This is a genomic window from Sorangium sp. So ce1036, from assembly GCF_051369805.1.
GTDB lineage: Bacteria > Myxococcota_A > Polyangia > Polyangiales > Polyangiaceae > Sorangium > Sorangium cellulosum_F.
Genome location: NZ_JBBMOX010000001.1, coordinates 3,606,169 through 3,632,093 on the forward strand (window position 1 = coordinate 3,606,169; position 25,925 = coordinate 3,632,093).

Below are 25,925 nucleotides of genomic sequence, written 5' to 3' on the forward strand. Positions count from 1 at the left end.
TGATGTCGGGTCGAGACTGGTTTGGTTGCTCACCGAGATCCTCAGGGCTGCACGCGGCCGCGTGGCGCCGCGCGACCGAGCTCGCGGGCACCGCCGCGATGCGCGTGGGCTCCTGCAAAGAGATCGGCGCGCGCGGAGAGATCGGCTCAAGAAAGTGCGGCCGGCGGTGTCGATTTCATCCACCGCCCGGCGTCATCGCGGCGCAGGTGCGCCGCCGCACAACGCACAACACACACACCGCCACGCCGCGATGCAACGCGCGGCGACGCGGCTGCGCGCCGATGTACCTCAAGCCCTCGGGGCTGAGCCGGTCTCGGGTCACTTGCGTGGAAGGAGAATTGCTCCGGCTGCCCATCGGCCACCACCCGGCCTCCGTAGAGGTCGGGTAACCCGCCGAGTCGCACTCCGCGGAGTGCGACCTGCTGCACTCGAGGTGCGGGCGAAGGCCTACCGCTCCGGCCGAGGGGCGTAAAGGCCTGTTCGCTGGTCCTTGAGGCGATGGTGCTCTTCGTGGTGCATTACGAACAGGTGCTTGTGGTTGCCGGATTTTGTTGTGTGAAGATGCGATTTCTTCTCGGGGCACGTCCTTGGCGCGTAGCTACGGCGCAAATTCCAGCGTATCCGCCTTGACCCCGGCAGCACCGCTGTCGCCGGCGCCGGTCCCGCCGGGGCCAGCCTCGCCGGTCTCGACGGAGACGCCGCTGGAAGGCGGCAGCTTGCCCCGGTAGGCGATGCCGAGGGAATGGCCGCCGAGGCCGCCGCCGCCATTGCCGCCGTTGCCGCCCTTGCCCCCGGGCCCACCGGAGCAACCGGGGTGGAGGCCCTCGATGCCGGCTGGCACGGTGCCACCCGGGCCGCCGAGGCCGCCGGAGCCGCCGTCTTGACCGGGGCCGCCGTTGCCGCCGCGGCCGCCGTTGCCGGTCTTGAGCGAGACGTCGGTGAAGGTCAGCTCGGCGTCGAGGCTGACGAGGGCGATGCTGGCGCCACCCGGTCCGCCGGGGTTGCCGCCGTTGCCACCGCAACCGCCGGGTCCGCCGGAGCCGCCGCTGGCGCCGCCCGGGGACTCGGGCGTGCACTGGTTGGCCCCGGAGCCGCCCTTGGCGCCGCCGCCGCCGCCGCCGCCCTGCGCGGTGGTGCCCGGCGAGCCGGCGGTGCCGGAGATGCCGGCGTAGCCGGAGGAGGAGAGCGTGCCGAGGCCGGTGGCGCTGGGGCCGGGCTCGCCGGGAAGGCCGTCATCGCCGGCAGTGCCGGCGGTGCACTCGAGCGGACTCTCACCGATGCCGCCGAGACCGCCCGTACCGACCGGTTTCCCAGGCGAACCAGCGCCACCTTCGGTCATCTGCCCGATGCCACCCGTCCCGCCCGTGGAATCGTCGCTGAGGTCGTCCGGCGTGCCGCACTCATTCCGCTTGACCAGCCCCCCGAGTGTAGCTTCCCCCGAGCACGCCTCCATGCCCGGGTTGCCCTGCTCGCCGGCGAGCGCCGGCTCTTCGTACGGCTCGCCGTCGCGACCGTCCGCCCCGTTGCCTGCCTCGAGCACGCAGCGCGCCATCTCCACGGCGATGCCGTCGGCAAGGGCGGCGATGGACGACAGGCCCCGGGCCGCCGCGTCGTCCGGGCCGATGGGCCGCGCGGTGACGTGGACATCCTCGACGCGCACAGCGCCGTCACCGCCGCGCATCACGAGCGGGATCTCTCCTTCTGGCGCGGTGAGGATCGTCTTGGTCTCGCCCAGCCAACGCCAGCCGTTCGAGCAGTCGAGCCCTCCGAAGAGTGCGATGCCGCCCGGCAGCTCGATCGCGCCCTCGAACGTCTCGGCGCATGCGTATACCCTTCGCGCGGCGCCCTCCTGCTGCGCGCGCGTCACGGCCTGCTGGAGCGACTTGACGGGCGCCGCTTTCGTCCCGGCCGCGGCGTCGTCCCCGCTGGCCGCGACGAACACCCCGCAGCCGTCGTTTACCGCCTCGCGGCTCTTGCTTGGCACGCACCCCTCTGGCGTGCTTCCGCCGCCGCCTCCCTCGCCTGCTTCCCCAAAATCGCACCGCGCCCGGTAAGGGCAGTCCGCCGGCAGCGTCCCGCACCCCGCGCCGGCACCGGCGGTGGCGAGGCCCGCCAGCACGACAACGACACTGCTCCAGTACACTCGTCGCATCACCCTCTTCCTTTGACCACTGCCAGTCGTCGCTCGCTCCGCCGCGCGCTTGCTCAAAACGCACCCCCGATCGTGAGCCCGGCGCCCTGCGGCGTGATCCTCGGCGCGACGCGCACGCCGCCGCGTATGGCCTCCGCCCGCGGGGCCCCGACCGGCCACAGTACGTACGCGAGCGCCGCGCCGCCCAGCGCGGCGCCCGCGGTCACGAAGCCAGCGATCGAGAGGTTCCTTGTCGTCCCCTCGGCGATGTACGCGTCGTCGAGCGCGTCGCAGCGCGCCCTGCCGAACGCGGGGTCGTTGCATGCGTTCGCGCCGCCGTCCCGCACGATCGACTGGAGCGCGTCATCCGCGTCCTCGCCCTTGCCGTTCGACACGATCGCCAGCACCACGCCCGCCGCGATCGCCGCGCCGCCGAGCGCGAGGCCACCGATCACCACGCCGTCGCGCGCCCGCGTGTCCGGCGGCGGTGCCGGCGCGGCGGGTGCGGCCGGCGTGTCCGGCGGCGGCGCTGCTGCCGGCGCCGGCGGCGGTGGGGTCACCTCCGCCTGCGGCGTCCGCGGCTGCAGCGTGAGCGTCTTCTGCGCCCCCGCCTCGAACCGCCTCGAGAACTCCGCCGTGCTGCCCGACCGCGATCGGGCCTCCAGCGTGTGCGTGCCCGGCTCCAGGTAGACGGGCGCGGAGAGGGGCGCCTGCCCCACGGCCTTGCCGTCGATCAGCACCGTCGCGCCGGGCTCGGCGTCGATGTTCAGCACGGCGATCTTCGACAGCGCGTCGTCGAACAGGCGGCGGTGCTCCGGGCTCAGCTCGCCCCGCTTCCCGTCGGCGGTCGCCTGGGTCAGGAACGACAGGTGCTCGGCCGCGTCGCGGAACAGCCCGAGCTTGATCTCGCAGGCCGCCAGGTTGCCCGCGATCTGCCGGTGCGGCTTGATGCTCCATGCCGCGAGGAGCCACGCGCGGCACGCGTCGTACCTCCGCTGGTTCCACGCCTCCGCCCCCTTCGCGAACAGATCGCGGGCCGTTGCCGACAGGGCGTCTTCCTTCGGCGGGGCAGGCGGGGCGGCGCTCCCCGGCGCAGGGGGGGCGGCGCTTCCGGGCGCGGGCGGAGCGGCGCTCCCGGCCGCGGGCGGCAGCAGCAGGGCGGCGAGCAGCAGGGCGGCGATCGGTCGATGCATTTTCATAGGCTCTAGAACTCGGGCTTGTCTCCGAAGGGCGGGGGAGGTTGCTTGGGGACGGTCGCGGTCGGGGCAGGCTCGGACGATGCCGAGGGCCGCGGCGTCGGGGTGCGTTCCGCGCTCGGCCTCGCCCCGAGCGCGCCAGCGCGCGTCGCCGGGGCGGGCGTCCTCGGGGCGGCAGGGGCGGATGCCGGCGTTCTTGGCGCGGCCGTGGCCTGCGCCGACGCGCCCGGTGCAGCCGTGGCCTGGACCGACGCGCCCGGTGCAGCCGTGGCCTGGGCCGACGCGCTCGGTGCAGCCGTGGCCTGGGCCGACGCGCTCGGTGCAGCCGTGGCCTGGGCCGACGCGCTCGGGCCGGCGTGGAGCACCGCGCTCGCAGCGCCCGTGGGCGCTCCCGGCGCGGTCGAGACAACCGATCGGACACCGTCCTCCTGGGCGCTGCGCCTCCCGAGCACGAAGCCGAGCACCGTCGGGACCAGGACGCAGAGCGTCGCGATCACCGCGTACTTGATCATCCTCCCCGCGGGCCACCGCACCGCGGGCGCGCCCCCGGCCGCGCCCACCGCAGCCCCGTGCGGCAGCGCCGCGGACCCCGCCGCCGGCGCCGCTCCGGCCGACGGCCGCGCGTCCCTCGACGGCTCCCGGTGCGCGAGCGCCTCCCGGAGGCGCGGGTTCTGGAGCGCGCGACGCATGTTCTCGTCCGAGGCGCCCTGGTCCGCAACGCGGCGCAACGTCTCCTCGTTCGGCAGGTACTTCTTGACGTCGTGGCTCATGCGGGGTGACCTCGATCAGAACGGGCGTGAAGGGGCCTTGCGCGCGGGGCGCGCCGGGGCCGCGCGCCGCCGGTCGGGCGCCGGCATTCCGTAGATGTCGTCCTCGTAGATGTCGTCATCTTGATCGGTGGACGGCGGCCTGGCCTCTCGCGAGCGCGCCGTGGACGTCGCTCGCGGCCCCGGCGCCACGGCTGCGGGGGGTGGCGCCGGGCGCGCAGGTGCCGCGGGCGGCGGGGCGGCCGTCGCTGCGGCCTGAGGTACCACAGCCGATAGCGTGCTGGAGGCGGCGGGGGGGGACGGCGCCTCGGCGAGCGCAGGCGCCGCCGTCCGCGCCGCCGCGAAATCCCCCGGCGATGCCGCCCCGGATGCCGCCGCCGTCGGCGACGAGCTCGCGCTGGCCACCGCCGCGGGGCCCGCGGTCGTGGTCGTCTCCGGCAGGCGCACGGGGACGCTCGTCACCGGTGCGGGATCGGTCGCCATGCTCTCCGGCGCATCTACCCCGCGAGACGAGCACCAGGTGAGCACGAGCGCCGCCGCGAGCCCCGACGTCAGCGCCGACGCGACCGAGACGGCCAACCACTGCCCCGCCTTCGCCAGTCGACCGACTGCCCGCGGACGGTGCTCGACGAGGAGCGGCACCGCGCCCGGGCTCGCCATCGTGGTGAGCGAAGGCGACGTCGCGCGTGCGCCCGAGCTTCCCCCCAGCGGCGACGCCGGGGGCCCTGCGTGGCTCGTGTGCCCTGCGTGGGTCGCGGGCCCTGCATGGGTCGTGTGCCCCGCGTGGGTCGTGTACCCGGCGTGGCTCGCCGGCCCCGCGTGGCTCGCCGGCCCCGCGTGGCTCGCCGCCCCCGCGTGGCTCGCCGCCCCCGCGTGGCTCGCCGCCCCCGCGTGGGTCGTGTGCCCCGCGTGGCTGGCCGCCCCCGCGTGGGTCGCGGGCCCTGGCGCCGGCGCGTTCGCTGCGTACCCGGAGGCGCTCGGGAACGGCGCCGTGGCGGGCTGCGGGGCCGCCGGGAGCATCCGCTGCGTGGTGATCTGCCGCGGATTCAGCGGAGACCCGGCCGCCGGGGACCACGCCGCGCTCTCCGGCGGCGGCGCCGTCGTCGCCGATCCCGGTCCGCCCGGCACCGGCGGGGCGCCGGGCATCCGCATCGTCCAGCCGCGGCCCCGCAGCACCGGCGGGGCCGCGCCCGCGGGCTGGAACGGCAGCGCCGTCTCCGGCGCCGGCGGCCGGAAGGCGCGGTCGAGCGGCGCCGTCACGAGCTGCGGTCCGGGTCGATCCTCCCCCGTCTCCGGCCACGCGGCGCGCCCGCGGCCGCTCCTCGAGGCCTCGCCCGTGCTCCCCGCCACCCCCGCGTCGGGCTCCGTCGGGCCCGCCCAGCCGCCCCGGGGCTGCGGCGCGATCGGCGCGTCGCGCCGGTGCTCCGGCGCGAGCGAGAAGCGACCGGCGTCGTGGGGGTTCTCCTCCTGGTAGCGGCGGAGCTCCCGCGCCAGCGCGCGCTGCACCTCCGCCGCGCGGGGGCGCTCGCGCGGGATCTTCGACAGCATCCTGTCGACGAGATCGCTGATCTCGCGGCCGTCGAACCCTGGCACGGCCTCCACGAGCGGCCTCGGGACCGCGTGGATCTGGTGGAGCGTCACCTCGCCCCGGGTCGGCATCTCGTCCGACGCCGCCGCGAAGGTGTGCCTGCCAGCGATCAGCTCGTACAGGATCATGCCGATGGCATAGACGTCGGACGCCTTGGTGGCGCCGTCCCCGAGCGCCTGCTCGGGCGCCATGTAGTGCACCGTCGCGATGTTCGCGAACGGATCGCTCGACGCCTCCTCCTCCGCGCGCCGCCTCACCCGCGTCGCGATGCCGAAATCGACGACCTTGACCAGCCCGGCCCGCGTGATCAGGGCGTTCTCGGGCTTGAGGTCGCGGTGCACGATGCCCGCGCGATGGGCGACGCGGACGGCATCCGCGATCTGCGCGGCGATCGAGAGGCTGCTCGGGACGTCGAGCGCCCCGACGCGCCGGATCAGCTCCCGGAGCGAGATCCCGTCGACGAGCTCCATCACGATGTACATGACGCCGCCGCGCGTGATGCCCGCGTCGTACACCTTGACGATGTTCGGATGATCGAGCTCCGCCAGGACGCGCGCCTCCTTGCGCTGCGCCTGCGCGAACCTCCCTCCCAGCATGTACTTGCGGCGCACGACCTTGAGCGCGACGCGCCGCTTCAGGTAGTCGTCCTCGGCGACGTAGACCTGCCCCATGCCGCCCTCGCCGAGCATCCGCAGGATGCGGTACTTCTCGCAGCGGTCGCCGGTCGCGTACGTGCGGTCGCCCGGGGGCGACGGCGGCGCGTCGGAGCGGATCCCCTCCGGTCGGCTCATGGCACCCCGCCTTCTACGCAGCGCGCTCCCCGCGGGTCAACCGAGGTCGGCGCGCCGCGCGCCGCGCGGTCCGCTTCTGGGTGGATGTTCAGCGCCGTGGTCACGGATTTCTCGCCGGGCGCCGCGTCGGGCAGCGCTTGCAAGGATCATCGGCGCCTGGGAGCGGATCGGCTCAGGAAAGCGAACGGCACTCGGTCGAATGGGCGGCAGTCCCCGTGAAGGGGGGAGGCGGGGAGGGGACGGCTGGGCGCGCGGGGTGTGGTGGCCCCGCAGGCAGCTCGATGCTCGCCAGCCGGACCGGAACCGGTCTGGAGGAGGCAGCCGGGAGCCTCTGCCGGATCGGAACCGGTCTGGAGGAGGCAGCCGGGAGCCTCTGCCGGATCGGAACGGGTCTGGAGGAGGCAGCCGGGAGCCTCTGCCGGATCGGAACGGGTCTGGAGGAGGCAGCCGGGAGCCTCTGCCGGATCGGAACGGGTCTGGAGGAGGCAGCCGGGAGCCCCCGCCGGATTGTACGAGCGGAGCCCTGGTAACAGTTCTGACCGGGAGCAGCGGTGACACTTCCTTGAGCTACGGGCCCCTGCTCCGGGAGGACTGGGAACAGGGGCCGGATCCTCGTCGACGCGACACGCTCACCGCGCTCTCTCGGACCGCCAGGATCTATACACGAACCGCTTCCCGCGGTCTCGGTACACGCGAGCCTCTCCTCACGTTCCGGCGTGAGTGCGCGCAGGTCACCGTGCCTTGGCGAGCTGCAGCTCCTTGTTCTTCAAGGTGACCTGCGCGAGCAGAACCGGCCCGTAGTACAGCTCCCAGACGTCGTCGGCGATCGGAAGCAGCCCCACGGGTTCGTTGGCGATCAGCTTGGAGACGAAGGTGTTCGCGCCACCGAACTGAAGCCGACCCATGTCCCCCACGCGTCGCACGGCCATCGTGTCCGGATACTCCGGCGAGGAGGGCTTGCTCGGCATCGTCCGCCGCGACGGCGTGTAGCGCGAAGCCGGCGTCCTCTGGCCGAGCGCCTCGTGAGGCCGCTGGTCATTGTACTCGTGCCGGAAGCGGTCGAAGACGCGCTGCTGCGCCGCGAGCGTGGCTTCGGGCGGCGATGTCGCCTCCGCCTTCAGCGTCTTGTGCATGCGCTCGTGCCGGCCGTTCTGCTGCGGTTTGCCGGGCTCAATGCGCTCGGGAACCACGCCGAGCTTGATCCAGCTCACCGACAGCGCCGAGAGCCCTCCAATGCCCTGCGTGGCGAACGGCGGGCCGTTATCGGAGCGGATACGATTCGGCAGCCCAAACTCGCGGAACGCGCGCTCGAAGTGCGGCCGCACCGAGGCCTCGTCCGGCTTCGCTACGCCCTCGCATTTGAGCAAGTACCGCGACGCCTGGTCCGTCAACGTCAGCGGGTGGCACCGGGTCTTGTCGCCAAGCGCGAAATGCCCCTTGAAATCGGCGCACCATGTGTCATTAGGCTGCTCCGCTGGAGCCAGCGTCGACGGCATCGCTGACGTCGGCATCACCACGCGGCGCCGCCGGGGCCGGATCAGCCCGTGTTTCTTGAGCAGCTCGCCGATGGTGCTCGTCGCCGGCAGCCCCTCAAGGCCCATGCTCTCCAGCCGGGCGCGCAGCTTCTTCGGACCCCAGGTGGGTCGCTCCTTCCGCAGCTCGACCAGCGCGTTGACGATCGCCGCTGGCGTCGCATGCGGGAACGTGTGCGCCACGGGCCGCCGCTCCTCCAGACCACGAGGTCCGGCTTGCTCGTAACGCTCCACCCACTTGTACCCCGTCTTCTGGCTGATGCCGAACCGTCGGCACAGCTCCGCGAACGTCTCGTCCGACTCGTTGACCTGCGCGATGAACTGAAGCCTCTCGTCCACTGAACATGTCTCTTTCCAGGGCACCAGCGATCCTCCGTCGCCGACCCTCTACGACATATGTCACCCAGGCTCCCGGTCCGTCCGGGTGCTACCCAGGCTCCCGGTCTGAACCGTTACCCAGGCCACCGGTCCGTACCCTCCCAGGCCACTTCACGCGCAACCACCTCGACATAGAAAATCCAGGCTACCCCCCCTGGCGCGAAGAGGACTTTATATCCACGCTGCTCCTCGATGGACCATCGTCATCAACAAACCAGATCATGGCAATATCCTGCTCTCCCACAAAGAGGACGCCCCCCTCAGCGTTTTCATATGCGACCACGTGCGCAAATCCGTAATAGGCGAGCGGGGAGGTGGATGGCTCGATGCGCTTCAGGTTGGTGAATGCGACGATGGCCCATGCTGTCTCCTCACGAAGGCGATCGGTCGACAGCCGGGCGTCTGCCTCGGTCACCAGCTCCTCACGGCGCGCGAGATCGTAACGAAGCATGTCTTCAAGAATGTCATAGGCTCTAGGGAGCGTAAGCTCGCGAAGCGCGTCGACACAGCTTGACTGGTAGCCTATGCAGGTGAGGTACTCAGCGAGGAGTTGCCGCGTCGGCATGAGTTGCGGCGTCTCATATACGTGCCAGTGGAAAACAAATCGATCTGCAACGTACGCGCAATCACGCGCGAAGGAGCGCACGTAGGAGAGCACCGCGCACTGCCCCTCGCTGTTTTTTATGAAGGAAATCTCTCCAGCACGATGCAGCTCGTTCATGGGCTACCAAACGCGGTTTGAATGTGCAGTTCTTCACCCGGACCGGGTAACCTGTCCGTGATCACCGTGACCGTGCTCGACTGGATCCGGATCGGTCGGCCACCATTGGCGGACTGAGATAGGGTGACCGGCCAGGGCAAGGATGCCCTGATGGGAGGCGCACGGACGAGCGATGGATCACTGTCCAGCTGAGCGAGCGAAGCCTGCCCCTGAGGTGAATTGAGCGCCGAGTGGACTGCCCTGGCCTGGGTTGTGGCGGAGCTGAAGCTCGTCTTCGTCTTTCCACCGCATGAGCGCTGCCGGAGCCCCTGTGCTGGAACCTGAACATGTTCGCTGCCTGGGTGGCCGGGCGCGCCCGTCAGCGGGCTCGGACGCCCTTCGCTGGCCGCCAGCATCGCTCGAACCTCTTCCAATGAGTACTGCCGTGCGAAGATGAGGCCATAGGGATCTAGCCAGAGCAGCGTGTTCGGCGCGTAGGCATACGTCTTGGATTCACCGGCTAGCCCCAGAGGATCTGGGGAAATGAACCTCCCCGCGTCCGGGTCGTAGTACCGGAACCGGTTGTAACAAAGCCCTGTCTCCGCATCCTCGTACTGCCCCGGAAACCGGATCGCCGTCGTGGTCCTCGCCCCGGGTGCCGCCTCCGTCCGCCCCCACGCCTCACGCCGCAGCTCGCAGGCGACCTCGCCGCGCGCGTCGACGAGCCGCTCCGGCGTCCCGATGGGGTCGTTCACGTAGTGGAACCACCTGCCGTCCTCGCAGTGCGCGACCGGCGCGAACCCGTCGTCCTCGAAGCAGTAGGTCTTGACCTGCACCACCGGATCCCCCTCGGCGTGCGCCCGCCGGGTGATCTCATGGACGAGCACGTCGCCGTCCCACACGAACCGCGTCACCGCGTGCGGCTTGAAGGCGTGCAGGAACGACGCTGGCGCCTTGCCCACGCGCTTCTCCACGCGCCGGCCGAAGGGGTCGTACCGAAACTCGATCCGCTCGGCCTCCGGCGTGGTGACGCTCTCCAGGAGCCCTGCGAGGTTCCACGTGTACATCCAGTCTCTCCGGGTGCCGGTCGCCGGGGCCTCCACCGACTTCTCCGCGAGCCGCCCCTCGGGGTTCCACCGGTACTGCATGTTCCCCTTGCGGACGAGCCGGTTGCCGGGCCCGTACTCCTGCGGCGGCGCCTCAGGGCCGCCCTCGTGGCTGTTCCCCGCTGGATCGTACCGGAACACCTCGGCCCGGCCTGCTCCGGCACGCGCGCGAGCATCGGGCCGGTCCGGCCGTGTCGAAAGCGCCACGTGGCGCCGCTGGCCTGTGTCATCTCGGGGCGGCTTCGGCCGCGACGAAGTACCGCATCGTCAGGCCGGAGGTCCCGCCCCGCTGCACGCGGCGAGATTGGCTCTCGCTTCTCTCTCACCACTTGGGACGCCATTTGCGCAGTGGCGGATTGAGCTTGTGCGCATGAACCATCTGTTCTTCAATCCACGCGACAATCTCGTCCAGATTCCTCGTTGATAATGTGACTGTGGGGTTCGTCCAGTCTTCGGCTATGATTAGCTCGGCGCGGAATTGACCTTCTGAGCGCATCTCTGGATACCAGCCGAGATCGAGGACGGCTTCTCGGTGTGCGTGAACAAGTACGAGCAAATCCTCCTCGAAAAATTCCCAATGCGGATGATCGATTGTTAGTGAAGACGGATCGATTTCTCGAAGACCGTTGGTGCTGACGCACCAGCCTGCGGGAACACGCAGCGCGCGCAAGGGCGGTTGAGAGCTCGAACTCATGGTTTTGCCTTTCGTATCTTCTTGCGTACTTCGCTCAGCGGTCTGGGATGACCGTGGATCGCGTCGCTGGCATATTCCGCGCGGATCCAACGGGTAGGTTCACCGTTGGCATAGCCGATAGGTTCGTCAAACCGATAAAGCGTGTGAAAGTTGGCGTCATCGATTGGATTGCATCGAACCACCGTGCCTCGCCGGAGTGCCTCGCGCGTCAGCGCATCGGCATCAAGGGATGGGTCGAATTGAGCAGGTCCTCCCCCCTTGCTCATCTCGGCAGCCTGCGTGCAGTCCCTGGCTTTCTTGTGTTTCAGGTAGATGGCAGCCTTCGCTGTGGCAGCCGCCCTTCGCTGCGCCTTTCGAGCATAATAGCCCCCATGAGCGATCCTATCATGATCGAGGCTGATGAGACCAAGTGGATCGGACCAGCTTACAGGGTTTAGAGCGTAAATCCATGGATCGAGTCCAGCGTTGATGCCGAGCGGGTCAACGCTGATGAACCTCCCCGCGTCCGGGTCGTAGTACCGGAACCGGTTGTAACAAAGCCCTGTCTCCGCATCCTCGTACTGCCCCGGAAACCGGATCGCCGTCGTGGTCCTCGCCCCCGGCGCCGCCTCCGTCCGCCCCCACGCCTCACGCCGCAGCTCGCAGGCGACCTCGCCGCGCGCGTCGACGAGCCGCTCCGGCGTCCCGATGGGGTCGTTCACGTAGTGGAACCACCTGCCGTCCTCGCAGTGCGCGACCGGCGCGAACCCGTCGTCCTCGAAGCAGTAGGTCTTGACCTGCACCACCGGATCCCCCTCGGCGTGCGCCCGCCGGGTGATCTCATGGACGAGCACGTCGCCGTCCCACACGAACCGCGTCACCGCGTGCGGCTTGAAGGCGTGCAGGAACGACGCTGGCGCCTTGCCCACGCGCTTCTCCACGCGCCGGCCGAAGGGGTCGTACCGAAACTCGATCCGCTCGGCCTCCGGCGTGGTGACGCTCTCCAGGAGCCCTGCGAGGTTCCACGTGTACATCCAGTCTCTCCGGGTGCCGGTCGCCGGGGCCTCCACCGACTTCTCCGCGAGCCGCCCCTCGGGGTTCCACCGGTACTGCATGTTCCCCTTGCGGACGAGCCGGTTGCCGGGCCCGTACTCCCGCGTCGGTGCCTCAGGGCCGCCCTCGTGGCTGTTCCCCGCTGGATCGTACCGGAACACCTCGGCCCGGGCCTGCTCCGGCACGCGCGCGAGCAACTGGCCCACGGGATCGTACTGATACCGCGTCCACCCCCGCCGCTGATCCCAGGAGGCGCTGAGCTCGCCGACAGGATCGTACCGATACGCCATGTCGGCGGTGACGTTCTCCGGCCGCGGGCCGATCCAAGCCGGCTCGCCCGGCCCCACGGGCACCTCGCGCGGCTGGCCCACCGCGCGCCGCCGCTCGATCCTGCCGAGCACGTCATAAGCGCTCTCGATGCGCCCCCCGCCCGGCAGCGCGCGCAGGACCTCCCGCCCGAGCACGTCGCTCGCATGCTCGACCACGTCGCGCCCGTCGAGCACGGTCCGCCGCCGCGCGCCGAGCAGCCCCCGCTCGACCGCCTCGGTATGGCCGAGCGAGGTCTCCCGCAGGATGCGCTCGCCCTCCCGGTCATAGGCGCTCTCCACCCGGTACTCCACGCCATCGACGATCTGGATCTCGCGCACCACGCGTCCAGCCGCGTCGCGGTCGAGCCGGATTTCCCCGCCTGGCCATTCCACGCGGACCAAGGCGCCGAGCTCGTCGTAGTCGAAGCACTCGGCCGAGTCGTCCCAGGACTCCCGGCGGATGAGCCTGCCGGCGGGATCGTACTGCAGGCGGACCTGGTCCCGCTCACCGTGCGATCGCCAGATCAGGTCGTGCGCTGCGTCGTAGTTGTAGCGGATCGCCCGCCCGTCGAACGTCACCTCCTCGCGCACCTTGCCGCTGCCGTCGCGCCGCAGCGTGTGCACCTCGCCCTTCTCGTTGCGCACCTCGACCAGCTCGCCCTCGGGGTTGTAGCCGAGCCGCACCTCGTGGCCGTTCGCGTCGCGGCGCGCGCAGAGCCTGTGGTAGCCGCCCCACACGAACGACGTCACGCCGCCGTTCGCGTCCACGATCTCGGTCACGTGCTGCTCGCCGTCGTAGGCGTAGCGCGTCGTCGCGCCGGTCGGATCGATCACCGCGACGAGGTCGCCGCGCGCCGACCACCGATACCGCGTCTCCGCGCCGAAGGGGTCGATCACCGCGATGCACCGGCCGAGCGCGTCGTGGCGGAAGCGCCACGTGGCGCCGCTCGCCAGCGTCACCTCGGTGCAGTTGCCGTGCGCATCGTAGGAGAACGCTGTGCGCTCGCCGTTCGGCGAGATCTCCTCGACGATGAGCCCTCGCGCGTCGTAACGGCGAGAGGTCGCCGCACCCGTGGAGTCGACGTACAGCGTGACGTTGCCTCGCGCTTCGCGCTCGAACCGGTGGACGCCGCCTCTCGCGTCGACGATCTCGACCGGCAGGTCGCTCGCGTCGCGCTCGATCGTCGTGATGTGCCCGAGCGGGTCGGTGTACCGAACGACGCTGCCGCGCGCGTTGCGCTCGAACCGCTCCGTCCCGTTGCGCTCGTTGGTGCGCGAGGTCATCCAGCCGTCCTCGCGGTAGGTCGCCGTCAGCACCGCGCCGCCGATCACGCGCTTGTCGAGCGTGCCGTGCTCGTTTCCATGGAAGCGCTGCGCCTGGCTGAAGTCGACCACCTCGGTGAAGCCGATGTCCCAGGTGTTGACCTTGCAGTGGTGGATCCCCTTCCACCGCGTCTGCCCGTCGTGAAGATACTTCGGCGGCTCTCCTGCGAGGCTCGGATCCCTCTCGCCCGGGGTGTCGCCCCACGCCTCGATGCCGCGGCGCTGGGCGTCATAGACGAAGTGCCACGTCAGCCCGTTGCGGTCGGCGTCCTCGATGAGCAGGTGCCGCTCGTCGTAGGTATGCCGCCACGCGTGGCCGTCCGCGTCGGTCGCAGCCACCAGATCGCCGGGGCCGTCGCATGTCAGCGTGCCGAGCGCGAGCCACCCGCCGCGCTCCTCGTCGAGCACCTCGATCGTGGTGGTGACCCGCCGCTCCCGCGACTCGCCCGACGTCCTGTCCCGCAACCGGATCCGCCGCCCCGCGCTGTCGGTCACCTCGACCAGCCGACCCGTCTTCTCGTCATACGTCAGCGCGATGCGGTTGCCGTTGCGGTCCTCCACCGCCGTGAGCCGCGCGCGCCGGCCGCCGGCCTCGATGCGCGAGAACCGCCGCGTCACCCCGTCGCCGGCGTCCAGGAGCCACCCGTCCGCCTCGCGCCGCAGCCCGTACCCCCACTTGCCGAGCACCTCCTCGCCCTCGGCGGGCTTCGGCAGATCCACCGCCGTGCCCAGCCCCGTCCATACCCGGACCCGATGGCTCCGCACCTCGAGCTCCCAGCCCAGGCTGTGGCCCCACCCGTGACCGAGCCCCGCGTCGCGGTCGGCCATCGCGGAGCTGTACGACCGCTCCCAGACGAGCGGCAGCGGCCCCGGCAGCGCGCCGATCGGGATCGCGTGCGTGAACACCCGCCCGGTCACGACATCGATGGGATGCGAGACCGTGCCGCACTCCGGATAGCGGTTCGGATCCGGCGCGCTCTTGCCGCCGCCGCCCGCGCTGGTGCCCCCGCTCCCGCCGCCCGCCCCGTGCCCACCGGCGCCACCCCCGCCGCCCGGCCCACCGCTACCGTCGCCCCCGCCGCCTCCTCCGAGGATGAAGGTGCCGGGGTTCATGCCAGGGATGGGCGGGATATTCGGAGCCGGAGCTGTGCGCGCCACCGCGGCATGGTCGCGGAACGGACCGGAGCGTCAAGACGAGCCATGGTGCGGGGCGTAGCGCCGGCGGGGGTCTCCGCGCGGCGGGGGCGGGTGGGCGCGGCGAGCACCGACCGAGGAGCCATGAGGTTTCAGGGGGCTCGGCGTCTCAGGCGCGCCTCGTGTGGCGCGCGACGAAACGTCTCAGGAGGCATGGCCCGAAGGGAGACATGCCGGGTGGTGTTGTATGCGCAAGCTCTTCGGTCCCCGTCTTGGCGGATGGCCGAGCGCCCACCCGCCCCCGCCGCGCGGAGACCCCCGCCGGCGCGTGCTGCTCGGCACAGCGCCGTCCTTGCGCCGTGGCGTCGCGTTCCTGGGCGTAGCCGCGGCGCGCCCCATCGAGCCCGCCGGGACCTCCGCCCTCGCCAGCGCCAGCGTCCCGCAGGCCCGCTCCAAAGTTGCACGATCACCGCGACTCCGCCTACAACGGTGGGGCATGATCGCGCTCGAAAAGCTCCGCCAGGCTTCGACCGAGGTCGGGGGATCGCGCTCTCCTTCCCCTCCTTCGGGGGAGCTCCCAGCGCGCCCGGCAACCGCCCGCCGGGAGCCATCGCCGCGCCCTGGCGCGCGGGCGGCCCGCGTCGCCGCGGGCGCGGTGGTCGGCTTGCTCGCCGCCCTCCTCGGCGCCGCCGTGCCCGTCGCGGGCTGCTCGAGCCCCGCGCCGCCGCCCGCGGCCCCCGAGCCCTGCGACGTCCAGATCGTGACGCTCTCGATCTACGCCGCCGACAACATCAACCCCAACGAGAACGGCAACCCGCGGCCCGTCGTCGTGCGGCTCTACCAGCTCAAGAGCAGCACGCGCCTGGAGAACGCGACGTACGACCAGGTCCTCCTCCGGGACAAGGAGGTCCTCGAGGACGACCTCGCCAAGGTCGACGAGGTCGAGGTCTTCCCGAACGACCTCGTCGAGGTGAAGTTCGAGCGGCTGAAGGACGCGAGCCACCTCGCCGGCGTCGCCCTCTTCCACGGCCCGAAGGGCCAAAGCTGGAAGACGTTCTACGAGTTCCCGCTCCCGCCCGGAGAGGCCCAGTGCGGCGGGCGCAACCCCGACGCGGGGCCGCCGGTGGCCGATCCGCGGGTCGCGTTCTTCATCGACTCGACCAAGATCGACAACGGCGTCGAGTTCGACGAGTCGATGTTCCCCAACGCGACCGCCGTGCGCCGGCTCAACCTGCCGAAGAAGGCCGCCGCGCCGGAGGCGAGCCCCGCTGCGGGGAAATAGCGGCATGGCGCGGCCCGACGGTCCTCGATGCGCGCGCGGCGCGACGGCCGCCGCGCGACGTCACGGCTCCCCCCGCGCGCCCCGCTTTCGCGACGCGGCGCGTGGCACATCTGATAAGAGTGGACGGGCGACATGATCCACCCGCGTAAGCCTGTCTGGACCGAGGGGCTCTTCATGACCCCTCAGCACTTGCAGCAGACGGACCTGTACCACGAGACGCTGCTCCACGCGCGCCTCCACGCAGTCGTCGGCTATGACTGGGGCATCACGTCCGCGCAGTTCGACGAGCGCGCGCTCGCGGCCGGGCAGTTCAAGGTGATCCGGTGTCACGGCATCTTCCCCGACGGGACGCCGTTCTTCATCGGCGACCGCGGCGAGGACCAGGTCGAGGCGCGGCCGCTCGAGGGCGCGTTCCCGGCCGCGCTCGACGCGCTCGACGTCTTCCTCGGCATCCCCAACGTGCGCGAGACCGCCGCGAACGTCAGCCTGGACCCGGCCAAAGTCGGGCCCGCCCAGCGGTTCGTGGCCGCCCAGGCGACGGTCCCCGACGTGAACACCGGGCGCAACGACACCTCGGTCGCCTGGGCGCGGAGCAACCTGCGGCTCATCTTCGGCACCGAGCCCCGCGACGCCTACCAGACCGTGCGCGTCGCGCAGCTCGCCCGCGACCGCGCCGGCGCCATCGTGCTGCGCAAGAGCTTCATCCCGTCGGTCCTCCGCATCAACGCCTCGGACCACATCATGTCCGGCCTCCGGCGCGTGCTCTCCGCGCTCGTCGGCAAGCAGAAGTCGCTCGTCGAGGGGCGGCGCATGCGCACCGCGGCGTCGATCGACTTCCAGGCCTCCGACACCGCGAAGTTCTGGCTGCTCCACACCGTGAACTCGTACATCCCGGTCGTGTCGCACCTCGTCGATCACGGCGGCGCGCACCCGGAGCAGTGCTTCGTCGTCCTCGGCTCGCTCATCGGCGAGCTCTGCACCTTCTCGGCCGACGGCGACCCCACGACCCTCCCCAAGTTCAACTACCTCGATCTCGAGGGCGTCTTCGACCCGATGTTCGAGCGGGCGATGGCGCTCATCAGCGGCAGCATCGCGGAGCAGTACGTCATCGTCCCGCTGGAGAAGCGCGAGGACGGCATGTACCTCGGCCGGTTCGAGGACCCGAAGCTGCCGCGCAGCCACGAGATGTTCCTGGAGGCGAAGGGCACCGACGAGGCCACGCTGCGCGAGCGGCTCCCGCGCCTGCTCAAGATCGGGTCGTGGACCCAGATCGGGCACATCCTGCACTCGGCGACGCCCGGCGTGCGCGTCGCCATCGAGTACCGGCCGCCGGGCGCCATCCCGGTCAAGCCGGGGCTCGTCTACCTCCGCGTCGACCAGGCCGGCGATTACTGGAACGACATCCTCGGCTCTGGCACGATCGCCATCTACCAGCCCATCGAACCGCAGAAGGTCGATCTCCGGCTGATCGCGGTCCCGGCGGGGAAGTGACCGTGCCGGGCCGCCCCTTCCGGGTGAGGAGCGCATGAGCCTCTCGCAGACGATGTACTTTGTTTGCTCCGACGTCCTGTCGCTGATCCTGCAGCTCAGGAACTCGCGCGATCTGCCGGCGCCGGACATCCTCCAGCGGCGCGTCCTCGGCCTGTTCGACACGATGATGCAGAACGGCCGCGAGGCCCGCATCCCCGAGCAGGACATGATCGACGCGAAGTTCGCGCTCGCGGCGTTCGCCGACGAGGTGATCTTCAACTCCAACTGGCCGGGCAGGACGCAGTGGCTCCAGAACCCGCTCCAGTTCCAGTTCTTCCAGCTCAACACGGCCGGCGACGGGTTCTTCACGAACCTCGACAACCTCTACGGCCAGCGCGGCAGGAACCACGTCGCGCAGATCTACTTCCTCTGCTTGGCCCTCGGCTTCCAGGGGAAATATCGTCTGCGCCAGCAGGAGGGCCTCGGCGCCGTCATCGAGGGCGTGGGCAACCACGTCGCGGTCGCCGAGGGCGGCGGCGAGGCCCTCGCGCCGAACGCGGAGCGCAAGGACGGCGGCGCCGGCGCGGTCCGCCGCGAGCTGCCGTACCTGGCGATCGCGCTCGGCCTGCTCGTCCTCGCCGTGCTCGTGGTCATCGTGCTCCGGCTCATCGTCGCCTCGGACGCCGAGGGCGTGGCCGACGCGATCAAGAAGCTGCTCAGCACGGGAAATTAGGCGGCTCCGCCCCTTCTCTGCGGTTCCCGAGGGAGACTTCCGATGTGGCTGTGGATCCTGAGCGCCCTGTTCCTCGCCGTGGTGTGGGGAGTGTGGTTTCTGCTGCGCCCGGCGGGAGGGGAGGGGGCTGAGCTGCTCCCGATCGAGATCCCGCTCGCGGCGACGGCGGCGGTCGTCGCGTTGCTCGTCGGGCTCGCGATCTACCGGCGCATCCGGGCGGCGCGCGCCGCGCGGGCGCTCGAGAAGGCGATCGCGCAGCAGGCGCAGGAGCAGGCGATCAACGCGAAGCCGGAGCGGCGCGCCGAGATCCAGGAGGTCCACCGGCAGATGCAGGAGGGCATCGCCGCGCTCAAGGCCTCGAAGCTCGGCGGCGGCAAGCGGGGCGCCGACGCGCTCTACGTCCTGCCCTGGTACGTGATGGTCGGCCCGCCCGGCGCCGGCAAGACCACCGCGCTGCGGCACTCGGGGCTCGTGTTCCCGTACCTCGACCCCGAGCGCACCGGCGTGCGCGGCGTCGGCGGGACCCGGAACTGCGAGTGGTGGTTCACGAACGAGGCGATCCTCCTCGACACGGCCGGCCGGTACACGACCGAGAGCGACGACCACGACGAGTGGATGGCGTTCCTCGAGACCCTGCTCGAGTACCGCGAGCACAAGCCGCTGAACGGCGTCATCGTCGCGGTGAGCCTGAGCGAGCTGCTCGACGCGAGCGACGACCAGATCGACCAGACGGCCAAGAAGATCCGCGCGCGCATCGACGAGATGCAGCGGACGCTGCACATGATCCTGCCGGTCTACGTGCTCTTCACGAAGGCCGACCTGGTGGCGGGCTTCGCCGAGTACTTCGGCGACCTGAAGAAGAGCGAGCGCGCGCAGCCGTGGGGCGCCACGGTGCGGCTCGACGAGCGCAAGGACGAGCCCGGCAAGATCTTCGACCGCGAGTTCGACGTGCTCGTGGAGCGGCTGCACGCGCGCCTGACGAAGCGGCTCATCGGCGAGCGGAACCGCGAGGCCAAGGAGAAGATCTTCCAGTTCCCGCTCGAGTTCGCGGGGGTGAAGCGCAACCTGTCGGACTTCATGGCGGCGGCGTTCGCGCCGTCGGCCGGCGCGGCGCCCGCGCCGATCCTGCGCGGGTTCTACTTCACGAGCGGCGTCCAGGAGGGGCGCCCGCTCGACCGCGTGGTCGGGGCGATGGGGCGGGCGTTCGGGCTGCGCGCGCCGCTCGGCGAGGGCGAGGAGGACGCGGCGGTCCAGAAGGAGTCGAAGAGCTTCTTCCTCCACGACGTCTTCACGGGCGTCGTCTTCCCCGATCAGGATCTGGCGGCGCGCACCGAGGCCGAGATGCGGCGGCGCCGGCTGCAGCGGATCGCGGCGGCGGCGGCGGCGGCGATCCTCGCGATCCTGTTCCTCGTCCCGGCGGTGGTGTCGTTCTACAACAACAAGGCGCTCGTCGCGGAGACGGGGCAGATCTCGGACGAGGTCGCGCTGGTGCGCTGGGCGGGGCGCGACGGCGCCCGGCCGGACGTGCCCGGGAACATCGACCGGCTCGACAAGCTGCAGGCGCAGGTCGGCAAGCTCGATCGCTTCGTCGAGGACACGCCGGTCGACCACGGCTGGTTCATGTTCCAGGGGGACAAGCTGTTCCCGCCGACGCTGGAGCAGTACATCAAGAGCCTCAAGGAGGGCTTCGTCGCCCCGGCGAAGGCGCAGCTCGAGCGCGAGCTCGAGACGGTGCGCGAGAGAGAGTACCTGGACGGCTACAACGCCCTGCGCAGCTACCTCCTGCTCGGCAAGGAGCACCGGGGCAAGCTGGAGGAGGAGGCGAAGTGGCAGGTCGGGCGGCTGACCCAGGTCTGGGCCAACGTCCTGAGGCCCATCACGGATCTGCCCGAGAGCGATCTCAAGGCGAGGCTGGCCCCGCACGTCGCGTACTACGTCGACCTCGTGCGGCGGGGGGTGCTGGCCGCCGAGGATCTGAACGATCCGCTCATCCAGAAGGCGCGCGACGAGCTCCGGAAGGTCGACCCGACGAAGCGCTACTACGACCAGTTCGTGACGACCCTCAAGGACCAGAAGTACGACGAGGCGGGGCCGAACACGCGGGAGAACCTGAAGTATCCGCCGGTGTCGCTCAACGAGATGTTCGCGGACCGGCCCGAGGTGCTGTCGGTCGTCCAGAGCGCGCAGCGGAACCGGACCGGGAACTGGTTCGAGGTGGAGGGGCCGTACACCGCGAAGGGGCACGCGCAGGTGATCGAGTCGCTGAAGGAGGGGAAGAAGAAGCTCGAGCGCGAGCTCTGGGTGCTCCCGCTCTCGGACGAGGAGTCGCGGCAGGGCGACCGGATCCAGAAGGAGCTCGATCGCGTCCGGCAGGACTACGACAACGCCTACATCTCGCAGTGGGAGGCGTTCTTCCGGGACATCCAGGTCGAGATCCCGAAGACGAACCGCGACGCGATCCGGGAGTTCAGGATCCTGTCGACGCCGGACTGGCCGTACCGGCGGCTGCTGCAGCGGCTCGCGGACGAGACGCAGTTCCAGCGGGACGAGAAGCCGAACGTGCTCACGGCGGACGGCGGCATCATCGACCAGGTGAAGAGCAAGCTCCGGCAGCGGACGGAGCGGAGGACGGGGCCGCTCGGCGGGCTGCTCCCGAGCGGCGAGGCGGAGCACTACGATCCGGTGCCCGACAAGTTCGCGTCGATGGTGGAGTTCGGGGTGCCGGGGCCGGCGGCCGAGGGGCAGCCGCCGCCGGCGCCCAAGCTGAACCGGTACGTCAGCCTGCTCGAGCAGCTCGCGGGGGAGATGAGCGTGGTCGAGGACGGGCCGCCGGACACGGACACGTCGCGGGCCACGCAGCTGTTCCAGGACGCGGTGAAGGAGACGCAGGGGCTGCTGCTCTCGATGGACGAGACCGGGCAGCGGCACATGGGGCCGCTGCTCATGAACCCCCTCCGGCAGGCGTACAAGGCGGTCGTGCGGCGCGCCGGCGGCGCGGCGAGCGGGATCTGGGAGGTGGAGGTCTGGCCGCATTACCGCGACAAGATCAAGGATCGTTATCCGTTCAACCTCGCCTCGTCGCGCGACGCGTCGCTCGAGGACGCGATGGCGTTCTTCAAGCCGCAGGACGGGGTGCTCTGGGGCTTCTACGAGACGTACCTCAAGGGGTTCCACTACAAGGTGGGGCACGACTACTACCCGCGGTCGCACCTGGCGGGTCAGCCGCAGGCGGCGAGGCCGTTCACGCCGTTCAACCCGAACCTGTACAACTGCCTGAGGCGCGCGGACGAGATCACGGACGCGCTGTTCGCGGGCGGGGGGGCGGAGCCCAGGGTCGTCTTCCACATCAACATGAAGACGGTCAGCCCGATCGTGAGCGAGGTGGTCTTCGAGGTGGACGGCCAGAAGAGGCTCTATCGCAACGAGAAGGAGTTCTGGCACACCTTCAACTGGCCCGGGGATGGGCCGAAGGGCGCGAAGATCCAGGTGCGCGGCGCGGGCGGGCTCGACGAGGAGCTGGTGCGCGAGGGGCCGTGGGGGATCTTCCGCCTGTTCGAGGCCGGGACGACGACGGCGCAGAAGGACAACGACCAGCTCTTCACGGTGACGTGGCAGATGACCGCGCCGCCTGTGACGGTCACGATGGAGGTGCGGCCGACTCGGGGGAATCATCCGTTCCCGTCGAGCTTCTTCCGCGCCACGAACTGCCCGCCCAGCATCGGGGATCGCTTCGGCAAGGGGTGATCCGCAACGGAGCCGGCGGAGGAGGGGGTGTCGTGCGTGGGGCCGGCGGGGCCCCCTCCCGCGAACTCGCGGGTGGGTGATCTGCAACGGAGCCGGCGGAGGAGGGGGTGTCGTGCGTGGGGCCGGCGGGGCCCCCTCCCGCGAACTCGCGCCTTGTGGTGGCTATGGCCCGCTGGACGGGTGACTCGATCCATGAGGGGGGGCTTCGCCGCGGGCCGGCGCTCGGGTTCGCGGGGCCCTACCCCGCCGGCCCCACGCACGACACCCCCTCCTCCGCCGGCTCTTTGTGATCGGGGGGTAAATGGGGGAGCTGTCCTCTGGGCCTCGCTGAGCAGGGACGGGGGCGCTCTTGGAGAGGAGCCAGCGGGGAGGGGGGGCCGCGCGCGCGGGGGCGGCGGGGTAGGGCCCCGCGAACCCGAGCGCCGGCCCGCGGCGAAGCGAGTCGCTCCTGATCTCGGCAGGTCCGTGCAGGTGGCCATGGCCACCACAAGGCGCGAGTTCGCGGGAGGGGGCCCCGCCGCCCCCGCGCGCGCGGCCCCCCCTCCCCGCTGGCGCCCGTGGCGATCGGCGAGGCGCCCGTGGCGACCGGCAAGGTGGTAGCGCTCCCCGCGCCGTTCGTGGTTCACTCTCCGGCCGTCATGTTCTGGCGCCGCAAGAAGGGCCCTGCCGTTCCGCCGCAGGTCGGCTGCTTCGGCAAGCTGCCCGCGACGGGCGACTTCATCCGCCTGAACGCAGGCGGAGAGGAGCTCGCTGCCTTCGACCGCTGGCTGGGCGCGTCCATCGACTTCGCCCGGCGCGCCATGGGTTCCCACTTCGATGGGTACTATCAGTCGGCGCTCGGCCTCTTCATCTTCCACGGCGAGCCGAAAGGCGATGAGCCGCCCGCCCGCGGCCTCGTCGGCGCCTGGGCCGCCAGCGGCGACAACGCCGGCCGGCTCTACCCCATCATCGTCTTCGGCTCCTACGATTACGACCAGCTCGTCTCCGCCGGCGCGTCGCTCCCCATCGCCCTCTTCCCACTCCTCGCCGCCGCCCACGACCTCGCCACCAGCGGCCGCTCCATGCCCGTCGACGCGTTCCTCCACCGCGTCGCGCAGATCACTCCCCCCTCGCTCGATGACCCCGACGCGTCGAGCGCCGCCTACCGCGCCTGGCTCAAGACCCAGCCGATGAAGGCGCTCTGGGACGCCGGGTTCGGCACCGACGAGAGCCGCTTCTGGGTCGTGCAGAACATCCTTGATTCCGTGATGCCCTTCCGCGGCCACGAGCTCCCGAAGACCGGCCTCGCCCTCAGGCTGCCCCTCGGCGCCGGCGACGCCTACGCCGCCGCCGTCTGGATGGACATGACCCTCCGCCTGTCCCGCTGGGGCCGCACCCTGATGAACGCGTTCTGGTCCCCCCAGCGCACCCTGCTCCTCCACCTCGGCCCGCCCCACGTCGCCTCGTTCCGCGAGCTGATCGCGCCCACCGCCCACGCCGAGCACATCGCCGATCTCTGCGGACCTCCCCCCGTCGAGGAGCACGTTTCCCGACACGCGCTCGGTCCGGAGCTCGACGCGCTCGTCGCCCGCACCGATCGGTCGCTCGACAGCTTCCTCGAGGGCCTCGGCGGGTAGAGCGCCGGGACGTCCGGGGACCCGGGCCGCGACGCCGTGGCCCGGGCGTCGCGCCTCGCCGCGCCAATTCGCCGTCCACGCCCGGGACGTCTTGATATCCTGCGCGACCCATGGCCGCTGAAGACGCGATCACACAAGCCAGGGCGCGAGTCGAGACGCTGCTCGCGCCCATCCAGGGCGGCGTCGGCGCCGACGTCACCTACGACGAGGCGTTCGAGGCCCTCAAGAACGAGATCGACAAGATGCAGTCGCTCGCCGGTGGCAAGGTCGACTGGGGCCGCGTCGCGAGCGGCGCCGACGAGATCCTGAGCGAGAAGTCCAAGGACTTTCGCGTCGCGCTCTACTACGCGACCGCCAGGGCGCAGCTCGACAAGCTCCCCGGGCTGCTCGACGGGCTCGTGCTCGTGCAGGAGCTGAACAGCGCGTTCTGGGACACCATGTACCCCGCGCTCCGGCGGCCCAAGGCGCGCGGCAACCTGTGCTCCTGGTTCGGCGATCTCGCGGCAGACGCGCTCGCCGGCCTCACGCCCTCCGCCGCGGAGCGCGACGTCGTGAACGCCCTCGACCAGGTGAGCCGCGCCCTCGACGTCGACCTCAGCGACAAGCTCGGCGACGCCTACGGCGGCTTCGGCGCCCTCCGGAACACGATCCGGAGCCTCGTCGCAAGCCTGCCCGCGGAGGCCCCGCCGCCGCCGCCACCTCCGCCGCCGCCGCCGCCGAAGCCCGAGCCCGCGCCGCAGGCGCAGGCGGCGCTGGTCGCGGCGCCGGTCGCCGCGGCGGTGGTGGCCCCGCCGCCGACGCAGATCGCCGCGCCGCCCGCCGCCGCGCCCGCGGGCGACCCGGGGCTCAGCGTCGAGGCGATCACCGACGAGGACTCCGCGCTCTCCGCCCTCGGCCGCTGCGCGCTGCTGCTCGCGCGCGTGGGCGACGCGCTCCGGGCCGCGGATCCGAAGCGCGCGGCCGGGTACCGCATCCTCCGGGCCGGGCTCTGGATCGACATCCTCGACGATCCGGGGGCCTCGTCGCCGAGCGGCGCCACGCCGATCCCGCCGCCGCCCGATCACGTGCGGCAGGCGCTCCCCGCCCTGACCAGCCAGGGCGCGTTCGCCGACATCCTGCCGGTCGCCGACGAGTTCGCGTCGAACTACCCGTTCTGGCTCGATCCGCACCGGTACGCGGCCCACGCGCTCGATCAGCTCGGCGAGGACTACGCCGAGGCCCGGCGGGCCGTGCTCATCGAGGTGGCCGTCCTGCTCCTCCGCGCGCCGCTCCTGCCGACCCTCAAGTTCAACGACGGCATGCCGTTCGCGGACGACGAGACGCAAGCCTGGCTCTCGACCGAGGTGGCGGCCGTCCTCGGCGGCGCCGCGCAGAACGGCGCCGCGGCGCGGCCGCGGAGCTACCTCGACAAGCCGCTCTCCGAGGCCCGCGGGTTCGTCGCCAACCAGCAGCCGATCGAGGCGATGGTCCTCCTCGAGAAGGCCGCGGCCGCCGCGCCGTCGGCGCTGGACCGCTTCCGCGCGAAGCTCGCGATGGCCCAGATCAACATCGAGCTGTCGCAGTTCCTGGTGGCGCGCGCGCAGCTCGAGGCGCTGGAGCAGGTCGTCGAGCACCACCGACTCACCACCTGGCAGCCGGCGCTGTGCGCGGAGCTCTACGCCGCCCTGCACACATGCTACCGCGTCCTGAACCAGGGCTACGACGTCGCCCCCGAGGCCAAGGCCAGGGAGGAGCTCGCCTTCGAGCGCGTGTGCCAGCTCGACGCGGCGCTCGCCCTGAAGCTCTCGCTCGGGGAATGACGGCCCCGGCGCGGCGCCGAGAAGCTTGCCCGCCGGCCGCGCGTTTTGGTCTATGCTCGTGCGGCCTGCGGGCGCTCCGCCCGCTGCCGACGGGGAAAGGAGCCTGCGATGAAAGAGGGATCAGTCGCTCCGAAAGAGCGCGTGAACATCACCTACAAGCCGGCCACCGGGAACGCGAAGGAGGATGTGGAGCTTCCGCTGAAGCTCCTCATGCTCGGCGACTACACGATGCGGCCGGATCCGCGGCCCCTCGAGGATCGCAAGCCGATCAACGTGGACAAGGACAACTTCCAGAAGGTCATGAGCGAGCAGAAGCTCGCGCTCACCTTCAACGTGAAGGACGTCCTCTCCGAGCAGGAGAACAGCGAGCTCACCGTCAACCTGAAGTTCCGCCGGCTGAGCGACATGGAGCCGGAGGCGATCGCGAACCAGGTGCCGGAGCTCAAGAAGCTGCTCGACCTGCGCGCCGCGCTGACGGCCCTCAAGGGCCCGCTCGGGAACGAGAAGGCGTTCCGCAACAAGATCCAGCAGATCCTGAGCGACCCGGCCCAGCGCAACAAGATCGTGAGCGAGCTCGGGCTCGACAAGGAAGGGGAGTGAC

General features: G+C 71.1%; 16 protein-coding genes. 7 read left to right on the top strand and 9 right to left on the bottom strand.

The window, feature by feature from the left end; all coding sequences use genetic code 11:
* Window positions 1-598: 598 nt before the first annotated feature.
* The 9 genes from WMF31_RS13905 to WMF31_RS13945 form a co-directional block, all read right to left on the bottom strand.
* Window positions 599-1,867: a PGRS family protein gene (locus tag WMF31_RS13905; protein WP_436602398.1), complete on the bottom strand. Its 1,269-nt coding sequence runs from the start codon at window positions 1,865-1,867 to the stop codon at window positions 599-601.
* A 338-nt stretch (window positions 1,868-2,205) separates the two neighbouring features.
* On the bottom strand, window positions 2,206-3,324 hold the full coding sequence (locus WMF31_RS13910) for a hypothetical protein (RefSeq protein WP_436602399.1): 1,119 nt from the start codon (window positions 3,322-3,324) through the stop codon (window positions 2,206-2,208).
* A gap of 11 nt (window positions 3,325-3,335) precedes the next feature.
* The gene (locus tag WMF31_RS13915) at window positions 3,336-4,097 is read right to left on the bottom strand and encodes a hypothetical protein (protein WP_436602400.1); all 762 of its coding nucleotides are present in this window, start codon (window positions 4,095-4,097) and stop codon (window positions 3,336-3,338) included.
* Between the two features lie 15 nt (window positions 4,098-4,112).
* Entirely contained in the window at window positions 4,113-6,473 is a 2,361-nt protein-coding gene (locus WMF31_RS13920) for a serine/threonine-protein kinase (RefSeq protein WP_436602401.1), read from the bottom strand.
* A gap of 731 nt (window positions 6,474-7,204) precedes the next feature.
* Window positions 7,205-8,368 (bottom strand): integrase core domain-containing protein, encoded by a 1,164-nt coding sequence (locus WMF31_RS13925; protein WP_436602402.1) that lies wholly within the window; start codon window positions 8,366-8,368, stop codon window positions 7,205-7,207.
* A gap of 160 nt (window positions 8,369-8,528) precedes the next feature.
* Window positions 8,529-9,104 (bottom strand): hypothetical protein, encoded by a 576-nt coding sequence (locus WMF31_RS13930; RefSeq protein WP_436602403.1) that lies wholly within the window; start codon window positions 9,102-9,104, stop codon window positions 8,529-8,531.
* On the bottom strand, window positions 9,101-10,330 hold the full coding sequence (locus WMF31_RS13935) for an RHS repeat domain-containing protein (protein WP_436602404.1): 1,230 nt from the start codon (window positions 10,328-10,330) through the stop codon (window positions 9,101-9,103). Before WMF31_RS13935 ends, WMF31_RS13930 begins: the two co-directional genes overlap by 4 nt.
* A gap of 181 nt (window positions 10,331-10,511) precedes the next feature.
* Window positions 10,512-10,883: a hypothetical protein gene (locus WMF31_RS13940; protein ID WP_436602405.1), complete on the bottom strand. Its 372-nt coding sequence runs from the start codon at window positions 10,881-10,883 to the stop codon at window positions 10,512-10,514.
* Window positions 10,880-14,659, bottom strand: coding sequence for an RHS repeat-associated core domain-containing protein (locus WMF31_RS13945; protein WP_436602406.1), 3,780 nt, complete (start codon window positions 14,657-14,659; stop codon window positions 10,880-10,882). The genes WMF31_RS13940 and WMF31_RS13945 overlap by 4 nt, the downstream gene beginning before the upstream one ends.
* Before the next feature lie 685 nt (window positions 14,660-15,344).
* Between WMF31_RS13945 and tssJ the strand changes: the two genes are divergently transcribed.
* From tssJ to tssB, 7 genes are all read left to right on the top strand, one after another.
* Window positions 15,345-15,962: a type VI secretion system lipoprotein TssJ gene (gene tssJ / locus WMF31_RS13950; RefSeq protein WP_436602407.1), complete on the top strand. Its 618-nt coding sequence runs from the start codon at window positions 15,345-15,347 to the stop codon at window positions 15,960-15,962.
* A gap of 132 nt (window positions 15,963-16,094) precedes the next feature.
* On the top strand, window positions 16,095-17,453 hold the full coding sequence (gene tssK, locus WMF31_RS13955) for a type VI secretion system baseplate subunit TssK (RefSeq protein ID WP_129349768.1): 1,359 nt from the start codon (window positions 16,095-16,097) through the stop codon (window positions 17,451-17,453).
* Window positions 17,454-17,487: 34 nt separating this feature from the next.
* Window positions 17,488-18,165: a DotU family type IV/VI secretion system protein gene (locus tag WMF31_RS13960; RefSeq protein ID WP_436602408.1), complete on the top strand. Its 678-nt coding sequence runs from the start codon at window positions 17,488-17,490 to the stop codon at window positions 18,163-18,165.
* Between the two features lie 42 nt (window positions 18,166-18,207).
* Window positions 18,208-21,909 carry a type VI secretion system membrane subunit TssM gene (gene tssM, locus WMF31_RS13965; RefSeq protein WP_436602409.1) on the top strand — a complete coding sequence of 1,234 codons (3,702 nt, stop codon included), beginning with the start codon at window positions 18,208-18,210 and terminating at the stop codon, window positions 21,907-21,909.
* A 557-nt stretch (window positions 21,910-22,466) separates the two neighbouring features.
* Complete coding sequence (tagF, locus tag WMF31_RS13970) at window positions 22,467-23,525, top strand: type VI secretion system-associated protein TagF (protein ID WP_436602410.1); 1,059 nt, start codon at window positions 22,467-22,469, stop codon at window positions 23,523-23,525.
* A gap of 110 nt (window positions 23,526-23,635) precedes the next feature.
* Entirely contained in the window at window positions 23,636-25,324 is a 1,689-nt protein-coding gene (tssA, locus tag WMF31_RS13975) for a type VI secretion system protein TssA (protein ID WP_436602411.1), read from the top strand.
* Window positions 25,325-25,432: 108 nt separating this feature from the next.
* A complete protein-coding gene (gene tssB, locus WMF31_RS13980) occupies window positions 25,433-25,924 on the top strand; it encodes a type VI secretion system contractile sheath small subunit (RefSeq protein ID WP_129349760.1) in 492 nt (163 codons plus the stop codon).
* Window position 25,925 lies beyond the last annotated feature (1 nt).

Bases quoted from the DNA above. Each gene is read 5' to 3' on its own strand.
- WMF31_RS13930 (WP_436602403.1), bottom strand. From the start codon at position 9,104: ATGAACGAGCTGCATCGTGCTGGAGAGATTTCCTTCATAAAAAACAGC.
- WMF31_RS13945 (WP_436602406.1), bottom strand. From the start codon at position 14,659: ATGAACCCCGGCACCTTCATCCTCGGAGGAGGCGGCGGGGGCGACGGT.
- WMF31_RS13915 (WP_436602400.1), bottom strand. From the start codon at position 4,097: ATGAGCCACGACGTCAAGAAGTACCTGCCGAACGAGGAGACGTTGCGC.
- tssA (WP_436602411.1), top strand. From the start codon at position 23,636: ATGGCCGCTGAAGACGCGATCACACAAGCCAGGGCGCGAGTCGAGACG.
- tssK (WP_129349768.1), top strand. From the start codon at position 16,095: ATGATCCACCCGCGTAAGCCTGTCTGGACCGAGGGGCTCTTCATGACC.
- tssB (WP_129349760.1), top strand. From the start codon at position 25,433: ATGAAAGAGGGATCAGTCGCTCCGAAAGAGCGCGTGAACATCACCTAC.
- WMF31_RS13960 (WP_436602408.1), top strand. From the start codon at position 17,488: ATGAGCCTCTCGCAGACGATGTACTTTGTTTGCTCCGACGTCCTGTCG.
- WMF31_RS13910 (WP_436602399.1), bottom strand. From the start codon at position 3,324: ATGCATCGACCGATCGCCGCCCTGCTGCTCGCCGCCCTGCTGCTGCCG.
- WMF31_RS13940 (WP_436602405.1), bottom strand. From the start codon at position 10,883: ATGAGTTCGAGCTCTCAACCGCCCTTGCGCGCGCTGCGTGTTCCCGCA.
- tssM (WP_436602409.1), top strand. From the start codon at position 18,208: ATGTGGCTGTGGATCCTGAGCGCCCTGTTCCTCGCCGTGGTGTGGGGA.
- WMF31_RS13920 (WP_436602401.1), bottom strand. From the start codon at position 6,473: ATGAGCCGACCGGAGGGGATCCGCTCCGACGCGCCGCCGTCGCCCCCG.